Below are 16,754 nucleotides of genomic sequence, written 5' to 3' on the forward strand. Positions count from 1 at the left end.
CGGCGGTTTCCACAGCTCCGGTCGCGATCGCGAAGTCGCGGAGTCGGTTCAGTGGTGCAGGAGTGAGGACAGAGCGGCCGACACCACGGCGCGGGCCCTCGCGCACAGGTCGCTGTCGGTCATTCCGGAACGTTGGAGGTTCGACGACGTCGCCATGGCCTGTGCTCTCAGCGAGGTCGAATCGTCGATATCAACACCTACCTCGCATGAGGGGTACGAGCCCGACGGGTACACGGTCTCGGCGGCGCGGTATCCCGCCACATCGATCGGCACCGCCCTCGGGTCGGACAGGAGTCGAGACACCGGAACCGGGATGAACTGAAGGTTCACGTCGACGGTCTCGTCCGACCCCAGATACCCGCATGTGGGGGCTGGAAGATCTCCGATCGTCGCGTCGTCGACCTTCCCGTCCCTGAGATCGAGGTCCGACCGCTGGGCGGTGTCGAGCAGTTCACACGGATGGCGCCCGCCGACATCGACTGCTGCTGGGCGCGCAGGCAATGCGGGGTCCCCTGCGGAGTCAGGTGACTGCGACATACAGGAAGTGAGGCCGACGATCGCAGCGGCGCTCACGACGCCGAGGACCGTGCGACGCGCAGCCGGTACGAGCACGTGATCCTCCGTCGACGATCGAGCGGCCACAGGCTAGCCCGCCCCACGGACCTGCACACGTGAACGTCGCGGATAAAAGTTGAGTCCTCTGGGAACAAGTCTCCCGGGTGGTCCGTTGACCCCCACGAGAGCACGTTGAGCAGAGTCCACTCAAGGGCGATGCGCGAGCTGCTCCCCGGTTTGGTACAACTTGAGCCGGACGCACTCATACCCCACACATCTCGGAGGCAGTCACCATGGCTCGTACGGTCGGTATCGACCTCGGGACCACCAACTCCGTCGTCGCCGTCCTCGAGGGTGGCGAGCCGACGGTGATCGCGAACTCGGAGGGTGCCCGCACCACTCCGTCGATCGTCGCGTTCGCGCGCAACGGTGAGGTTCTCGTCGGCCAGTCGGCGAAGAACCAGGCCGTCACCAACTCCGACCGCACCTTCCGCTCGGTCAAGCGCCACATCGGCACCGACTGGAAGACGCCGGAGATCGACGGCAAGACCTACGCGGCGCAGGAGATCAGCGCCCGCGTCCTGCAGAAGCTCAAGCGTGACGCCGAGTCCTACCTGGGCGACGAGGTCACCGACGCCGTCATCACGGTGCCGGCCTACTTCGAGGACGCGCAGCGCCAGGCGACCAAGGAGGCCGGTCAGATCGCCGGCCTGAACGTGCTCCGCATCGTCAACGAGCCGACCGCGGCCGCGCTGGCCTACGGCCTGGACAAGGGCGACAAGGAGCAGACCATCCTGGTCTTCGACCTGGGTGGCGGCACGTTCGACGTGTCCCTGCTGGAGATCGCCGAGGGCGTCGTCGAGGTCAAGGCGACCAACGGCGACAACCACCTCGGTGGTGACGACTGGGACGAGCGGATCGTCACCTGGCTCGTCGACAAGTTCAAGTCCTCCCAGGGCATCGACCTGACCAAGGACAAGATGGCGATGCAGCGGCTCCGCGAGGCTGCGGAGAAGGCGAAGATCGAGCTGTCCAGCTCGTCCTCGACCAGCATCAACCTGCCCTACATCACGGTCGACTCCGAGAAGAACCCGCTGTTCCTGGACGAGACGCTGTCCCGCGCGGAGTTCCAGCGGATCACCCAGGACCTCCTGGACCGCACCCGTCAGCCGTTCAACCAGGTCATCAAGGACGCCGGCATCTCGGTGAACCAGATCGACCACGTCGTGCTCGTCGGTGGCTCCACCCGGATGCCCGCCGTCACCGAGCTCGTCAAGGAGCTGACCGGCGGCAAGGAGCCCAACAAGGGCGTCAACCCGGACGAGGTCGTCGCCGCCGGTGCCGCGCTGCAGGCCGGTGTGCTCCGCGGTGAGGTCAAGGACGTCCTGCTGCTGGACGTCACCCCGCTGTCCCTGGGTATCGAGACCAAGGGCGGCGTCATGACCAAGCTGATCGAGAAGAACACCACGATCCCGACCAAGCGCTCGGAGATCTTCTCCACCGCGGACGACAACCAGCCGTCGGTGCAGATCCAGGTCTACCAGGGCGAGCGCGAGATCGCCGCGTACAACAAGAAGCTCGGCATGTTCGAGCTGACCGGCATCGCGCCGGCCCCGCGCGGCGTCCCGCAGATCGAGGTCTCCTTCGACATCGACGCCAACGGCATCGTCAACGTGTCCGCCAAGGACATGGGCACCGGCAAGAGCCAGGAGATGACGATCACCGGCGGGTCGGCCCTGTCCAAGGACGACATCGACCGCATGGTCAAGGAGGCCGAGGCCCACGCCGAGGAGGACGCCAAGCGTCGCGAGGAGGCGGAGACCCGCAACCAGGCGGAGACCCTCGTCTACCAGACGGAGAAGTTCGTCAAGGAGAACGACGACAAGCTCCCCTCCGACGTCAAGGACTCGGTCAACGCCGCCCTGGGTGAGACCCAGGAGGCGCTGAAGGGCACCGACCACGAGGCGATCAAGTCCTCCATGGAGAAGCTCGCCACCGAGTCCCAGAAGATGGGGTCCGCCCTGTACTCGCAGCCCGGTGCCGAGGGCACCGCGGGTGCCGGTGCCGAGGGTGGTGCCGGCGCGGCCGGTGCCTCCGACGCGCAGGACGACGTCGTCGACGCCGAGATCGTGGACGACGACAAGGACGCCAAGGGCGGCAAGTGACGGCCGGCGGCCATCCACGGGACGACAGGACGGTCGACATGGCAGACGAACAGAAGCAGGACGAGCCGGTGACGTTCCGGGACCGCCGCAAGGTGGACCCGGAGACCGGCGATGTCCGTCCCGACGCCGACGCGACCGGGGCCGCCGACACGGCGGCCCCGGCCGGTGACGGCGAGCAGGTCGCGGGCCCGGCCGACGGGGAGGACCCGGAGGTCGAGAAGCTGCGGGCCGAGGTCGCCGAGCGCACCGCGGACCTGCAGCGGGTCAGCGCCGAGTACGCCAACTACCGGCGTCGGGCCGACCGGGACCGTGAGCAGACGAAGGTGGACGCGAAGGTCTCCTTCGCGAACGACCTGCTGGTCGTGCTCGACGACTTCGAGCGCGCCGCCCAGCACGGCGACCTCACGGGACCCTTCAAGGCCGCTGCGGACAAGGTCACCGCGGTGCTGACGAAGCTCGGTCTCGAGCCGTTCGGGGCCGAGGGCGAGCCCTTCGACCCGCAGCTCCACGAGGCCGTGCAGCACGAGCCGGCCGAGGGCTCCGGCCCCACGGTCACCGTGCTGTCGACGGTGCTACGTCGTGGCTACCGCATCTCCGACCGGGTCCTCCGGCCGGCGATGGTGACCGTGCAGGACCGCCCCGAGGCGGAGGCCGAGACCGACGCCGCGGGCGGCGCGGACGCCGGCGACGGCGAGCCGCAGAACCCGGCCTGACCAGGACGGGTAGGGACGTGACCACGCGGTGCGGCGGGAGACGACAGGTCACCCGCCGCGTCGCGGGCGTGAACGGAAAGGAGGCGGAGTGACCCAGCGCGACTGGATCGAGAAGGACTACTACCGCGAGCTGGGCGTCTCCTCGACGGCGTCCCAGGACGAGATCAAGAAGGCGTACCGCAAGCTCGCCCGTGAGCTGCACCCGGACGCGAACCCCGGCGACGAGAAGGCCGAGGCCCGCTTCAAGGCGGTCTCCGAGGCCTACGGCGTGCTGGGCGACGAGTCCAAGCGCAAGGAGTACGACGAGACCCGCGCGATGTTCGCCGGTGGCGGCGGCTTCGGCGGGTTCGGCACCGGTGGTGGCTTCCCCGGCGGCGCGCGACCCGGTGGCGCCGGCCAGGGTGGCTTCGACATCAACGACCTGTTCGGCCAGGCCGGCCGCCCAGGCGGCGCCGGGGCCGGTGCGGGCGACTTCAGCGACATCCTGGGCGACATCTTCGGCCGCGCCGCACGCAACAGCGCCGGCGGTGCCGGCGGGTACGGCACGGCCGGCGCCCGCCGCGGCCAGGACGTCGAGAGCAGCCTGACCATCTCCTTCGAGGACGCGGTGCGCGGCGCGACGGTGCCCATCAAGCTGTCCTCGCCGGGCCGCTGTGAGCGCTGTGGTGGCACCGGGTCCCGGCCCGGCAGCACCCCGCGCACCTGCCCCACCTGCGCCGGTCAGGGCCTGGTGAACCGCAGCCAGGGCGCGTTCTCGTTCTCCGAGCCGTGCCGCGACTGCCGCGGGACCGGGCGCATCATCGACGACCCGTGCCCCGAGTGCCACGGCGACGGCGTGTCCACCCGGACCCGGTCGCTGTCCATCCGGGTCCCCGCGGGCGTCGACGACGGTCAGAAGATCCGGCTCCCCGGACAGGGCGAGCCCGGGCGCGGCGGGGCCCCCGCCGGGGATCTCTACGTGACCGTGAGCGTGACCCCGCACCGGATCTTCGGGCGGTCGTCGAAGAACCCCGACGACCTGACCCTCACCGTGCCGGTGACCTTCCCCGAGCTCGCTCTGGGCGCGACCCTGACGGTGCCCACACTCGACGGCACCGTCTCGCTGCGGATCCCGCCGGGGACCACCAGCGGTCGCACGTTCCGGGTGTCGGGGCGTGGGGTCGAACGCAAGAACGGGAAGAAGGGCAACCTGCTGGTCACCGTCGAGGTGGCGGTGCCGCAGAAGCTGGACGCGGCGGCGAGGAGCGCGCTGGAGGCCTACGCCGAGGCGACGTCGTCGTTCGACCCGCGGGCCGACCTGCACGGTAGCGCCAGGAGGTGATGGCGGTGTCCGGACGACGCACCCCCCGTGACGGGGAGGAACCGCCGACGGTCGACGTGGCACACGACAGCCCGGTGTTCGTCATCTCGGTTGCCGCGCAGCTGTCCGGCCTGCACGCCCAGACCCTGCGCAGCTACGACCGGATCGGCCTGGTCAGCCCGGGCCGGTCCGCGGGCGGCGGACGTCGCTACTCCCAGCGCGACATCGCCCTGCTCCGCGAGGTGCAGCGGCTCTCCCAGGAGGAGGGCGTGAACCTCGCGGGCGTCAAGCGGATCATCGAACTGGAGCAGATGGTCGACCAGCTCTCGGCGCGCTTCGAGGAGGTGACCGCCGAGCTGGACGCGGTCCGCGCCGCCGCTGCGCAGGCCACCGCGGCGGTGCACCGCTCCTACCGGCGCGACCTCGTGCCGGTGGACCGGCGTCAGGCCGTCGTGCGCTGGCGCCCGGCCGACGACGGCTGAACCCGCTCCGTCGCGCACCCCGGCGTCCTCCGTCGGAACCGGGGTGCGGGACCGTCCCTCGTGCGGCGACGACCGTCGTGCCCGGGCCACGAGCCGGTCAGGCAGCCGTCAGCGCTCCGCGCCGGGCCAGCAGGCCCAGCATCACGGCTCCGGCCAGCGGCACCGCCGCCAGGACCAGGAACGGCAGGGCGGGCGGGAACGCGGGGTCGAGCAGCGCCCCGACCCCCGTCGAGCCGACGAGCACCATCAGCCCGCCGAACGACGCGAGCACCCCGAAGTGGGCACCCAGCCTGCGTTCCCCGGCCAGCCGCGGGACGAGATCCTGCGCGACCGGCACGGCGAACATCTCGCCGAAGGTCAGCAGCAGCACCATCAGCACCGCGGGCGTGAGCGCCCACCACCCCGGCAGGTCCGGCAGCAGCCGCGCCACCGCGACGACGGTGAACGACGCGGCCATCAGGCAGAACCCCAGCACCACCGCGCGGCCCGCCCCCATCCGGCTCCCCCAGGCCGCCACCCGCATCTGCAGGCAGATCACCAGCACCGACATCATCACGAACAGGAAGCCGAGCGCGGCGGTGCGCCCCACGCGCTCCAGCTCGTCGGGCAGGGCCAGGTAGAGCTGGTTGTAGCAGAGCAGCCAACCCGAGTAGCCGACCGCGAACAGCAGGAAGCGGCGGTTCCCCAGCACCTCGCCCCAGCCGGCGAGCATCGGCTGCCCGGCCTGCTCGGGCTCGCGCCACGGCAGCCACCGCCAGTGCGCCAGACCCACCAGAACGAAGCCGGCCGCGGCGACCAGGCAGGCGAGCTGGAAGTCGACCACCATGAGCGCGGTGCCGACCAGCGGCCCGGTGACGGTCCCGACCTGACCGGCGACGGCGAACATCGAGAACACCTCGGTCCGCGCCGGGCCCTCACCGGCGCGCTCCCGCTCCCCGGCCTCCCGCGCCAGCGACGACTCGACGGCCGGGGAGAACAGGGCCGCCGCGAACCCGGTCAGCAGCGCCCCACCGATGACCGCGGGCAGCGACCCGGCCGCGCCGAGGAGGATGAAACCGATCACGCGCAGCGAGCACCCGACGAGCACGACCGGCTTCGCACCGAACCGGTCGGTCAGGGTCCCGCCGATCACGAACAGTCCCTGCTGGCTGAACGTCCGCAGCCCCAGCACCAGCCCGACGGCCGCCGCGGCGAGCCCGAGGTCCTCGGCCAGGTGCGTCGCCAGGTAGGGCAGCACCATGTAGAAGCCCACGTTGAAGGCCATCTGGGTGCTGATCAGCAGCTTCATGACCGGGGGGAGCCCGCGGAACTGGACCCACCGGCCCGGTCGGAGCGGCGTCGGGGGACGCGGGTCCGACTCGGGATCGGCGGGTCGGCGGAGCAGGCTGCGGAGCACCACGAAGTGGTACCAGGTCGACGTCAGCAGTCGCGACTCGATGGCAACAACGACATATGCGCATGCGTGAAGATGCTTGACCGTCTGTACAGGCTTACCGAAGATCTCCCGGGCGCCGGGTGACACACGGTCGAGGGCGCCGGAGAGGCCAGGTCGTGATGCCCGCCGCCGTGCGCGCCGTCGTAGCACCCCGTCGTTCCCGCTTGCGGGTCGCCGCCGCCCTGGTGGTGAGCGCCGCGGTCCTCACCGCGTGCGGCGGCACCGGTGGCGGGAGCGGTCGGGTCGTGCCGGACGGGCAGGCCACGATCGCGATGGCCTTCGGCCCGTCGGCCGGTTACGGCGTGGACACCGACGACGCGTTCGTCCTCTCCCAGCTCGGGGTGACCGAGTCCCTGGTGGCGTCCGGCCCGGACGGGCAGCCCCGACCCGCGCTGGCGACGGCGTGGGCCCAGCAGTCCGACCCGCGGACCTGGCGGTTCGAGCTGCGCCCCGGCGTGACCTTCCAGAACGGCGAGCCGCTCACCGGGCAGGCCGCCGCGACCGCCCTGAACTGGGTGGCCGGCGTCGCCGCGCCGCCGCGCGCGGTGCGCGGGATCGGCCTGCAGGCCGCCGCGGACGGCGCGGGCGCCGTGCGCGTCACGACGACGAAGCCCGACCCGATCCTGCCGCTGCGGCTGTCCGGCGTGAACACAGCGATCCTGGCGCCGTCGGCGTACCGGGCCACGCCGCCGTCGGTCCAGCAGACCGGCACCGGCCCGATGACGATCACCCGGACGAACGGCACCCAGTCGGTGACCCTCGCCCGCAACGACCGCTACTGGGGTGAGCGCCCGCAGCTGGCCGGTGTCACCGCGAACTTCGTGCCCGACCCGGCTGCCCGCGCACTGGCCCTGCGGGCCGGCGACGCCGACATCGCCCAGGAGCTCCCCGAGTCCAGCGCGCTGGAGTTCACCGGCGACGAGTACGTGAACCAGACCGTCGCCGCGCCCCGGACCGCGTCGCTGGTCCTCAACCAGTCCCGCAGGCCCTTCGCCGACATCCGGGTGCGGCAGGCCGTCGCGGCCGCCGTGGACCGCACCGCGCTCGGTGAGCAGGCGCTCGCCGGGTCGGCGGTCCCGGCCTCGGAGCCGTTCGGCCCGGCCGTGGCGTGGGGCTCGCAGGACGCCCCGCCGCCGGCCGACCCCGCGCGCGCCCGGCAGCTGCTGGCCGAGGCCGGCTACGGCCCTGGCAACCCGCTGCGCATCGAGCTGGGGTCCTACGGCGCCCGCCCGGAGCTCCCGACGCTGGTCACCGCCGTCCAGGAGATGCTCCGCGGGGCCGGCATCGAGGTCACCGTGCGCATCGGCGACTACGACGCCCGCGAGCCACAGCTGCTCGCCGGTGACTTCGACATGTACCTGCTCTCGCGCAGCTACCTGGTCGACGTGCCGGACGCCGGCGCCACGCTGGCCACCGACTACACCTGCCAGGGCTCCTACAACCTCAACCACTACTGCTCGCCCCAGTTCGACGCCCTGCTCGCCCCGCTGGCCACCGAGACCGACCCGGCGGCGCGGCAGAAAGTCTTCACCGAGGCCGCGGCGAAGCTGAACGCCGACGTCGTCGGGGTCCCGCTGGTGCACACCAACGCCAACGGCGTCGGGCACCGGGTCACCGGCTACACCGTCGACCCGCTGGCCAAGTCGCTCGTCGTCCCCGGGCTGGCGACCACGGAGTGACCGCACTCGTCGCACGCAGGCTGCTGGCGCTGCCGCTGGTCGCCGTGGCCGCGGCGGTGCTGGTGTTCCTGCTCCCGCGGTTCTCCGGACAGGACACCGCGCTCGCGATCATGCGCAGCCGGACAGGGGAGTCCGACCCGGACCCGTCGGTACTGGCCGCGCTGCGGGAGCAGTACGGCCTCGACGGCACCTGGTGGGACCAGTTCACCGGCTGGGCCGGCGCGCTGCTGCGCGGCGACCTCGGGATCTCCTGGACCAGCCGCACACCGGTCTCGGGCCTGCTCTGGCCCGCGCTCGGGGTGTCGCTGACCCTCACCGTCGCCGCGCTGGTGCTCGCGGCCCTGGTCGGGATCCCGCTCGGGGTGCGCGCCGCGTGTCGCCCCGGTGGGCGGCTCGACCGGGCCCTGACCACCGGATCGGTGCTGGGCGTCGCGATCCCCGAGTTCGTGCTCGGGACGGCGCTGGTGCTCGCCTTCGCCGTCACCGTGCCGGTGCTGCCCGCGACCGGCTGGGGTGACGTGGAGCAGGCGGTGCTGCCGGTGGTCACCCTGGCCGCGTTCCCGGCCGCGCTCGCCGCCCAGCTGGTGCGCGCCGAGACCGTCGACGCGCTGGCCCGCCCGCACGTCGCCGTCGCGCGGTCCAAGGGGATCAGCGACGGACGGGTGCTGTGGCGCCACGGCGGCCGCCTGGCCCTGACCTCGGTCACCTCGCTGTCCGGGCTGTTCCTCGGCGGGCTGCTCGGCGGCTCGGTCGTGGTGGAGGTGCTGTTCGCGATCCCCGGCCTGGGCCGCCTGCTCTACGACGCCGTCCTCGCTCAGGACCTGCCGGTCGTGCAGGCCGGGCTGCTCGCGCTCGTGCTGATCGCCGCCGTCGCCGGGATCCTCGCCGAGCTGCTCGCGCTCGCGCTGGACCCGGTCGCCCGGAGCGCCGTCCGGTGACCGCCTCGGTCATGGCCCGCCCCGCGGGCGCCGCCGCACGCACCACCCGGCGCGCGGCGGTCCTGCAGGTCGGGGCGCTGGTCCTGCTCGGTGTGCTGGTGCTGATCGCCCTGCTACCGCTCGACCCGGTCGCCAACGACCTGTCCCACCGCTTCGCCGGGCCGTCGGCCGCGCACCCGCTCGGCACCGACCAGCTCGGTCGGGACGTGCTGGCGCGGCTGGCCGTCGGCGCCCGGCTCTCGGTCGGGTTCACCCTGGTCGCGCTCGCGCTGTGCGCGGGGATCGGAACGGTGCTGGGCGTGCTCGCCGCCTGGTGCGGACGGGCGGTCGGCCAGCTGTTCCAGCGCACCATCGACGTGCTCGTCGCGATCCCGGCGGTGCTGATCGGGCTCGTGGTGGTCGCCGCGTCCGGCGGGGCGCCGGGGGTGTGGTCGCTGCTGGTGGCGATCGTCGTCGCCGGGTGGACGCCGTTCGCCCGGCTCACCTACCAGCTCGTGGTGCGCGAACGCGCCCGCGAGTACGTCGAGGGCGCCGTCGCAGTCGGCGCGGGGCCGCTGCGGATCGCGTTCCGACACGTCCTGCCGAACCTCGCCCGGCCGCTGCTGTCGCACCTGTGCCTGCGGTTCGCGAACGTCCTGCTGACCGTGGCCGGGCTGTCCTTCCTCGGGCTCGGGCCGCAGCCGCCCACCCCGGAGTGGGGGGCGATGCTCGCCGACGGCCGGCAGTTCCTGTTCAACGCCCCGCAGCTCGTCCTGCTGCCCGCGCTGGCCGTCGTCGGGACGGCGCTGCTCGTCACCGCACTCGGCCGCGGGCTGGAACGCCGGTGGACGACCGGTCCGACCGGACAGTTCTGACAGAGCTTCGTTCCTGCCACACTGCTGCGAGTACGGATGAACGGCAGGAGGTACGTCGTGGCGAGGATCGGAACCGACGGGCGGCGCACGGGTGAGGCGCGCCCGGAGCTCAAGAGCCTGGTGGACGAGACCGGGGTGGTGCCCCGCGCGGCGGAGCTCGACGAGGCCCGGGAGGTGCTGGCCCGCGACGGCGTCGTCCACATCCCCGGCGCCGGTCCGGACCCGGAGGCGATGGTCGTCGCCGCGGCCACCCTGCTCGGCGGGCGGCTGCGCGAGCTGTTCGGCATCCGGCCGCAGGGCGGGACCGACTCCCCGGTCCTGGGTCTGCACAACGACGGCGCTTACCTGGAGGCCGACGTGCACGGCCGAACCGTGCGGCTGCGCGACCCCGACGAGGACTTCCTGTTCATGCACTGCACGTCGCCGGCGCCGTCGGGGGGCGACTCGGTGCTCGTCGACGGCTACGCGCTGGCCGACCGGCTCGCCGCGGAGCACCCGTCGCTGTACGGGTTCCTGACCGGCAGCGACGTCGACTTCTTCGGCAGCCGCATGAACCCGCCGCGCGGGGTCCCACTGACGCCGCTGCTGCGCCGGATGATCGAGCACACCCGGGGTGGCCGGCGCGCGGTCCGGGCGAGCGACTACGTGCTGCCGGTGCCGCGCGAGCCGTACTGGGACGCCCACCTCGCGCACATCGAGTCCTACGCCGACGTGCTCGCCACCGCATTCGACGTGGCGCCGCGGTTCCGGCTGGAGAGCGGCGACCTTCTGGTCCTGGACAACTACCGCTTCCTGCACGGCCGGGACGCGTTCACCGGCACCCGGGAGCTGCACGTGCTCTCGGTCCGGACGACCGAGGCGTTCTGAGCCCACCCGCCCGACGGCAACGGCCGCCCTCCCGGTGCGGGAGGGCGGCCGTCGTGGCGTACGGAGCCGCTCAGTCCATCGTGAACGGGTCGTAGGTGATGCGGTCGAGCGGCGTGCCCGCGACCAGCATCCGCGACACCGTGGAGCGGATCATCGTCGGCGACCCGCAGACCAGGACGTCGTGGTCGCTCCAGGCACCGAACCGGGTCACGACGTCGGCCAGGGTGCCGGTCTCGGCGCCGGAGGGCTCGTCCTCGTACTCCACGACCGGGATGACGTCGAGCCACGGGTAGTTGTAGGACAGCTTGCGCAGCGAGGTGAAGTCGTACAGGTCGTCCCACGTCCGGCCGCCGACGAAGACCTGGGTGCGCGGCGGCTGGGGGCGCCGGCCGACCTCGTCGAGCAGGGCCTTCATCGGCGCGACGCCGGTGCCGCCCGCCACCATCAGCAGCTCTCGCCGGGTGTTCTGCGGGACCGCCATCCGGCCCATCGGCGGGCCGATCCGCCAGGTCTCGCCGACCCGGCTGTGCGCGACGATCGCGCGGCTGACCCAGCCGCCCTCGACCGCGCGGACGTGGAACTGGATGGTCCCGTCGCGACGCGGCGCGTTGGCGGGGGACAGGTAGCGCCACAGCCGCGGGCGGTGCGGCGTCTCCACCGAGACGTACTGGCCGGCCTGGTACGGCACCGGCTGGTCGGTCGCGACGGTGACCACGGCCAGGTCCCAGCCGATCCGGCGGTGCTCGACGACCCGGCCCAGCCAGGACGCCGGCCCGCGCTCGGCCGCGGCGGCCTGCTGCATCGCGTCCGCGACGATCCCGTACGCGCCGACCCAGGCCTTCTCGATCTCCGGGGTCCAGTTCTCGCCCGCGAACGTGGCGATCGCCGACAGCAGCGCCGCGCCGACCGCGTCGTAGTGCTGGGACAGCACGCCGAACTTGCGGTGGTCGCGGCCGAGCTGCTGCAGGAACGGGACGAGGTCGTCGGGCTGGTCGACCATCTGCACCACGTGCACGAGGGCGCGCAGCAGCCGGCTGCGCTGCACCTCCATGTTCACGGGGAACAGGTCACGCGTCTCGGGTACCTTGCTGAACAGCGTGGCGTAGAAGTGCTTGCCGATCTCCTCGGCCTGCGGCTCGACGAGGGCGAAGCTGGTCCGGATGAGCTCGACGGTGCGATCCGCCTCCGAGGCGGGGCGTCGCGGCGGGGCGACGTCGCCGGCGATCAGCTGGTCAGCAGTCATGCCTGGCGGACACTCTCCTCGGTCGTGCTCCGTGCCGCGGTGACACCGGGCGTCGACGCCCGCGTTCCGCCGGTTAGGGTACGCGAGAGTCTCCGTCCGCCGGTACGGCGTACGCCGACCGGCTCACCAAGGTGCGGTGAGCGGGTACGCATCGTCACTCATCATCCGTTCGGGGACGGCGGTCACTCGTCATGGCGTGGGGGGCGCCGGGCTCAGGATAGCGCCCATCGTGCGGAAAGCCGACGTGGCGGTGGCCCGGTCGGTCGGAACGGTGATCGTTTGGTCCTGGCCGTGCCGGATGGCACGGTTGTCCCGTGCCGTTGCGAATCCCCGCCGTCGTCCTGCCCGGACGGGGCCGTCCGGCCGTGCCGCGGGTCGTCGTCCCCGCCCCCTCGGAGCGGGGCCCGTCCGAGGTCCCGGAGGTCCCGGACGGACCGCACCGGCCCGGCTCCGCGGGTGAGCACGCGGTGCAGGCCGAGGTGGGCAGCTCCGCCCGCGCCGACCGGTTCTACGACGACCAGCTCCGCGACCGGCTGCTGCCCCGGATGATCGAGTTCGTCGGGCGGATGGAGATGGCCTTCGTCGCGACGTCCGACGCGCACGGCGAGTGCGACAGCTCGCTGCGGGCGGGCCCGCCCGGGTTCCTGCACGTGCTGGGCCCGCACACGCTGGCCTACCCCGAGTACCGGGGCAACGGCGTCTACGCGAGTCTCGGCAACCTGACGGAGAACCCGCACATCGGGCTGCTGATGGTCGACTTCACCGAGTCGCTGATCGGGCTGCACGTCAACGGCCGCGCCCGGATCATGGACGACGACGCCTTCCGCGCCGTCTACCCCGGGCGCGCGCGTGACGACCACGCCGCGGGCCGCCGCGCCGAGCGCTGGGTGGTGGTGGACGTCGAGGAGGCCTACATCCACTGCCGCAAGCACATCCCGCGGATGGAGCGGGTGACGCAGCGGCGGGCCTGGGGCACCGACGACCCGGCCCGCAAGGGCGGCGACTTCTTCGGTGCGCGGGGGACGGCGCCGCGCGTGCCGCGACCGCCGCGCCGGCGGTTCCCGAGCACGACCCATCTGGTGTCGGGCGCATCACGTTCGTTGCGCGGTCGTACCACCCGTCGCTGACCTGCGGTGACGAGCATGGCGCCGACAGTCCGCCGATTAGGTGACGTTCGGACCGTCACTTCCGAGGCGCAGCCTCGTTGATTGCTGCAGATCGTCACCGACCGGGCACTTCTGGTCGAATCCGGGCGATCGGACGGGTTGCGGCTCCCACGGGCTCCGGGAGCTGCGACCACCCGTCCTGAATCGGATACACAGGAGAAGCAGGAATGCTGTCGAAGAAGAAGCTGGGCATGGTCGTGGCCGGCTCCGCCGCCGCCCTCGCCGCCGCCGCACCGTTCGCCTTCGCGGGCGACTACGGGAACGACAAGGGTCACCACCACGGTGGCGGCGACAAGAACTGCGCCTTCGAGGGTGGCGACGCGTCCGCCCGCGGCGGTGCCGAGGGTGGTCTCGCCGGCCTCAACGTCCTCGCCCCGATCGCGGGCAACCAGATTGCCAACATCGGCAACTGCAGCGACTTCCTGAACGACGTCGTGGACGTCGAGGACAACCTGAACGGCACCCAGATCGCGGTGCTCGGCGACAACCACCGCTGAGCGCGCCCTGCGCCACCGTTCCACCCCGCGGCCCGTCCGGATCCTTCCGGGCGGGCCGCGGTCGTTCCTCCGAACTCCCTCACCCTGAGCGGAACAGACTCAACTTTCCTGCTGTTGAACCTGTCGAGAGGCGTACCCTCCGGCACACTGTGAGAGCAGTGGCCCGGGGTGCCGCTCCCCATGCACAGATCGTCGACACAGAAGGACCGGGAGGAACGCGGAGCATGGACTCCTTCAACCCCACCACCCGTACCCAGCAGGCCATCTCCGCAGCCGCCCAGGCCGCGACGCTGGCCGGGAACCCCGATGTCGGGCCCACCCACCTGCTGGGTGCCCTGCTGGCCCAGGGCGACGGCATCGCCGCGCCGCTGCTGGCCGCCGTCGGGGCGGACGCGGACGCCGTCCGATCCGAGCTGACCGCGCTGGGCAACCGGCTGCCGTCGGCCTCGGGGTCGTCGGTGAGCGCGCCGCAGCTGTCCCGTGACGCGCTGGCCGCCATCACCGCGGCCCAGCAGCTCGCCACCGAGATGGGTGACGAGTACGTCTCCACCGAGCACCTGCTCGTCGGGCTCGCGCGGTCCGGCGGCCCGGTCGCCCAGCTCCTGCAGCGCCACGGCGCCACGCCGGACGCGCTGCGCGAGGCGTTCGGCAAGGTCCGCGGCTCCGCCCGGGTGACCAGCCCCGACCCCGAGGGCAGCTACCAGGCCCTGGAGAAGTACGGCCAGGACCTCACCGCCCGCGCGCGCGAGGGTGAACTCGACCCGGTCATCGGCCGGGACACCGAGATCCGCCGCGTCGTCCAGGTGTTGTCGCGGCGCACCAAGAACAACCCGGTGCTCATCGGTGAGCCGGGCGTCGGCAAGACCGCGATCGTCGAGGGCCTGGCCCAGCGGATCGTGGCCGGTGACGTGCCCGAGTCGCTGCGCGGCAAGCGGGTCGTCGCCCTCGACCTGGGGTCGATGGTGGCCGGCGCGAAGTACCGCGGCGAGTTCGAGGAGCGGCTCAAGGCCGTCCTCAAGGAGATCACCGACTCCGCGGGCGAGGTCATCACCTTCATCGACGAGCTGCACACGATCGTCGGTGCGGGCGCGTCCGGTGAGGGCGCGATGGACGCCGGCAACATGATCAAGCCGATGCTCGCCCGCGGTGAGCTGCGGATGGTCGGCGCGACCACGCTCGACGAGTACCGCCAGCACATCGAGAAGGACCCGGCGCTGGAGCGCCGCTTCCAGCAGGTGCTCGTCGGGGAGCCGTCGGTCGAGGACACCGTCGGCATCCTGCGCGGGCTCAAGGAGCGTTACGAGGTGCACCACGGCGTCCGGATCACCGATGCCGCGCTCGTCGCCGCCGCCACCCTGTCCGACCGCTACATCACCGCCCGGTTCCTGCCGGACAAGGCCATCGACCTGGTCGACGAGGCCGCGTCCCGGCTCCGGATGGAGATCGACTCGCGCCCGGTGGAGATCGACACCGTGGAGCGGGCCGTCCGTCGCCTCGAGATCGAGGAGATGGCGCTGGAGAAGGAGTCCGACGCGGCCTCGGCCGACCGGCTCGTCGCGCTGCGCGCCGAGCTGGCCGAGAAGCGCGAGGAGCTGGCCGCGCTGACCGCGCGCTGGCAGAACGAGAAGGGCGCCATCGAGGCGACCCGCGAGCTCAAGGAGCAGCTGGAGCAGCTGCGCGGTGAGTCCGAGCGGGCCGAGCGCGACGGCGACCTGGGCCGCGCCGCGGAGCTGCGCTACGGCCGCATCCCGGCGCTGGAGAAGGAGCTCGCGGAGAAGACCGCCGTCGTCGAGAAGCACGAGGACGTGATGCTCAAGGAGGAGGTCGGCCCGGACGACGTCGCCGACGTCGTCAGCTCCTGGACCGGCGTGCCCGCCGGCCGGATGCTGGAGGGCGAGACCGCTAAGCTCCTGCGCATGGAGGACGAGCTGGGCCGGCGCGTGGTCGGCCAGGCCGAGGCCGTGCGCGTGGTGTCCGACGCGGTGCGCCGGACGCGTGCCGGCGTCGCGGACGAGAACCGGCCCACCGGGTCGTTCCTGTTCCTCGGGCCCACCGGCGTCGGCAAGACCGAGCTGGCCAAGGCGCTGGCCGAGTTCCTGTTCGACGACGAGCGGGCGATGATCCGCATCGACATGAGCGAGTACTCCGAGAAGCACTCGGTGGCCCGCCTCGTCGGTGCCCCTCCCGGCTACGTCGGGTACGACCAGGGCGGTCAGCTCACCGAGGCGGTGCGGCGGCGTCCCTACAGCGTCGTGCTGCTCGACGAGGTCGAGAAGGCCCACCCGGACGTCTTCGACACGCTCCTGCAAGTGCTCGACGACGGCCGGCTCACCGACGGCCAGGGCCGCACGGTGGACTTTCGCAGCACGATCCTGGTGCTGACGTCCAACCTGGGCAGCCAGGCCATCGCCGACCCCTCGCTGGACGACAAGGGCCGCAAGGACGCCGTCATGTCGGTCGTCCGGTCGCACTTCAAGCCGGAGTTCCTCAACCGGCTCGACGACGTCGTGGTCTTCCACGCGCTGTCGACCGAGGAGCTGACCCACATCGTCGACATCCAGGTCGGCGTGCTGGCGCGGCGGCTCGCGAAGCGGCGGCTCTCGCTGGAGGTCACCGACGCGGCCCGCGAGTGGCTCGCGCTCAACGGGTTCGACCCGGTCTACGGGGCGCGTCCGCTGCGCCGGCTGGTGCAGTCCGCGATCGGCGACCAGCTCGCCCGCGAGCTGCTGTCCGGCGGCGTCCGCGAGGGCGACACGGTCCGGGTGGACCTGGACCCCTCGGCCGACGGCGGGACAGGTGCCCTGGTCGTCGGCAAGGCACTGGAGCCGGTCGCGATCGCGAACTGATCCACCGGTTCGCC

General features: G+C 72.3%; 14 protein-coding genes. 11 read left to right on the forward strand and 3 right to left on the reverse strand.

The genetic code is table 11. The features are described from left to right. Positions 1-48: 48 nt before the first annotated feature. Positions 49-573 carry a DUF3558 family protein gene (locus XF36_RS26975; RefSeq protein ID WP_145981529.1) on the reverse strand — a complete coding sequence of 175 codons (525 nt, stop codon included), beginning with the start codon at positions 571-573 and terminating at the stop codon, positions 49-51. A gap of 275 nt (positions 574-848) precedes the next feature. On the opposite strand from XF36_RS26975, the gene dnaK reads away from it, so the two are divergent. From dnaK to XF36_RS26995, 4 genes are all read left to right on the forward strand, one after another. Further along, positions 849-2,720, forward strand: a complete 1,872-nt coding sequence (dnaK, locus tag XF36_RS26980) for a molecular chaperone DnaK (RefSeq protein WP_060714128.1) — start codon at positions 849-851, stop codon at positions 2,718-2,720. Between the two features lie 38 nt (positions 2,721-2,758). Beyond that, on the forward strand, positions 2,759-3,433 hold the full coding sequence (gene grpE / locus XF36_RS26985; RefSeq protein ID WP_060715005.1) for a nucleotide exchange factor GrpE: 675 nt from the start codon (positions 2,759-2,761) through the stop codon (positions 3,431-3,433). Positions 3,434-3,521: 88 nt separating this feature from the next. Next, positions 3,522-4,754, forward strand: coding sequence for a molecular chaperone DnaJ (dnaJ, locus tag XF36_RS26990; RefSeq protein WP_060714129.1), 1,233 nt, complete (start codon positions 3,522-3,524; stop codon positions 4,752-4,754). 5 nt (positions 4,755-4,759) lie between these two features. After that, positions 4,760-5,215: a heat shock protein transcriptional repressor HspR gene (locus XF36_RS26995; RefSeq protein ID WP_304437847.1), complete on the forward strand. Its 456-nt coding sequence runs from the start codon at positions 4,760-4,762 to the stop codon at positions 5,213-5,215. A gap of 97 nt (positions 5,216-5,312) precedes the next feature. Here XF36_RS26995 and XF36_RS27000 read toward each other — a convergent pair whose 3' ends face one another. Next, complete coding sequence (locus tag XF36_RS27000) at positions 5,313-6,503, reverse strand: MDR family MFS transporter (protein ID WP_145981530.1); 1,191 nt, start codon at positions 6,501-6,503, stop codon at positions 5,313-5,315. Positions 6,504-6,769: 266 nt separating this feature from the next. Here XF36_RS27000 and XF36_RS27005 point away from each other — a divergent pair, with 266 nt between their 5' ends. The 4 genes from XF36_RS27005 to XF36_RS27020 are packed head-to-tail and all read left to right on the forward strand — an operon-like array spanning position 6,770 to position 10,988. Continuing rightward, positions 6,770-8,329: an ABC transporter substrate-binding protein gene (locus XF36_RS27005; protein WP_082375683.1), complete on the forward strand. Its 1,560-nt coding sequence runs from the start codon at positions 6,770-6,772 to the stop codon at positions 8,327-8,329. After that, positions 8,326-9,267 (forward strand): ABC transporter permease, encoded by a 942-nt coding sequence (locus tag XF36_RS27010; protein WP_060714132.1) that lies wholly within the window; start codon positions 8,326-8,328, stop codon positions 9,265-9,267. The genes XF36_RS27005 and XF36_RS27010 overlap by 4 nt, the downstream gene beginning before the upstream one ends. Further along, complete coding sequence (locus XF36_RS27015) at positions 9,264-10,121, forward strand: ABC transporter permease (RefSeq protein WP_060714133.1); 858 nt, start codon at positions 9,264-9,266, stop codon at positions 10,119-10,121. Before XF36_RS27010 ends, XF36_RS27015 begins: the two co-directional genes overlap by 4 nt. A 57-nt stretch (positions 10,122-10,178) precedes the next feature. Then, a complete protein-coding gene (locus tag XF36_RS27020; RefSeq protein WP_060714134.1) occupies positions 10,179-10,988 on the forward strand; it encodes a TauD/TfdA family dioxygenase in 810 nt (269 codons plus the stop codon). A 70-nt stretch (positions 10,989-11,058) separates the two neighbouring features. Here XF36_RS27020 and XF36_RS27025 read toward each other — a convergent pair whose 3' ends face one another. Then, on the reverse strand, positions 11,059-12,231 hold the full coding sequence (locus XF36_RS27025; protein ID WP_193393992.1) for a globin domain-containing protein: 1,173 nt from the start codon (positions 12,229-12,231) through the stop codon (positions 11,059-11,061). 314 nt (positions 12,232-12,545) lie between these two features. Between XF36_RS27025 and XF36_RS27030 the strand changes: the two genes are divergently transcribed. The 3 genes from XF36_RS27030 to clpB all read left to right on the forward strand — a co-directional run bounded on the left by XF36_RS27030 (position 12,546) and on the right by clpB (position 16,740). Further along, on the forward strand, positions 12,546-13,358 hold the full coding sequence (locus tag XF36_RS27030) for a pyridoxamine 5'-phosphate oxidase family protein (protein WP_082375685.1): 813 nt from the start codon (positions 12,546-12,548) through the stop codon (positions 13,356-13,358). A gap of 206 nt (positions 13,359-13,564) precedes the next feature. Continuing rightward, positions 13,565-13,894, forward strand: coding sequence for a hypothetical protein (locus tag XF36_RS27035; RefSeq protein WP_060714135.1), 330 nt, complete (start codon positions 13,565-13,567; stop codon positions 13,892-13,894). A gap of 224 nt (positions 13,895-14,118) precedes the next feature. After that, positions 14,119-16,740 (forward strand): ATP-dependent chaperone ClpB, encoded by a 2,622-nt coding sequence (gene clpB, locus XF36_RS27040; protein WP_060714136.1) that lies wholly within the window; start codon positions 14,119-14,121, stop codon positions 16,738-16,740. Positions 16,741-16,754: the final 14 nt, after the last annotated feature.

This window comes from Pseudonocardia sp. HH130629-09 (assembly GCF_001294645.1).
In the GTDB taxonomy this organism is placed as follows: domain Bacteria; phylum Actinomycetota; class Actinomycetes; order Mycobacteriales; family Pseudonocardiaceae; genus Pseudonocardia.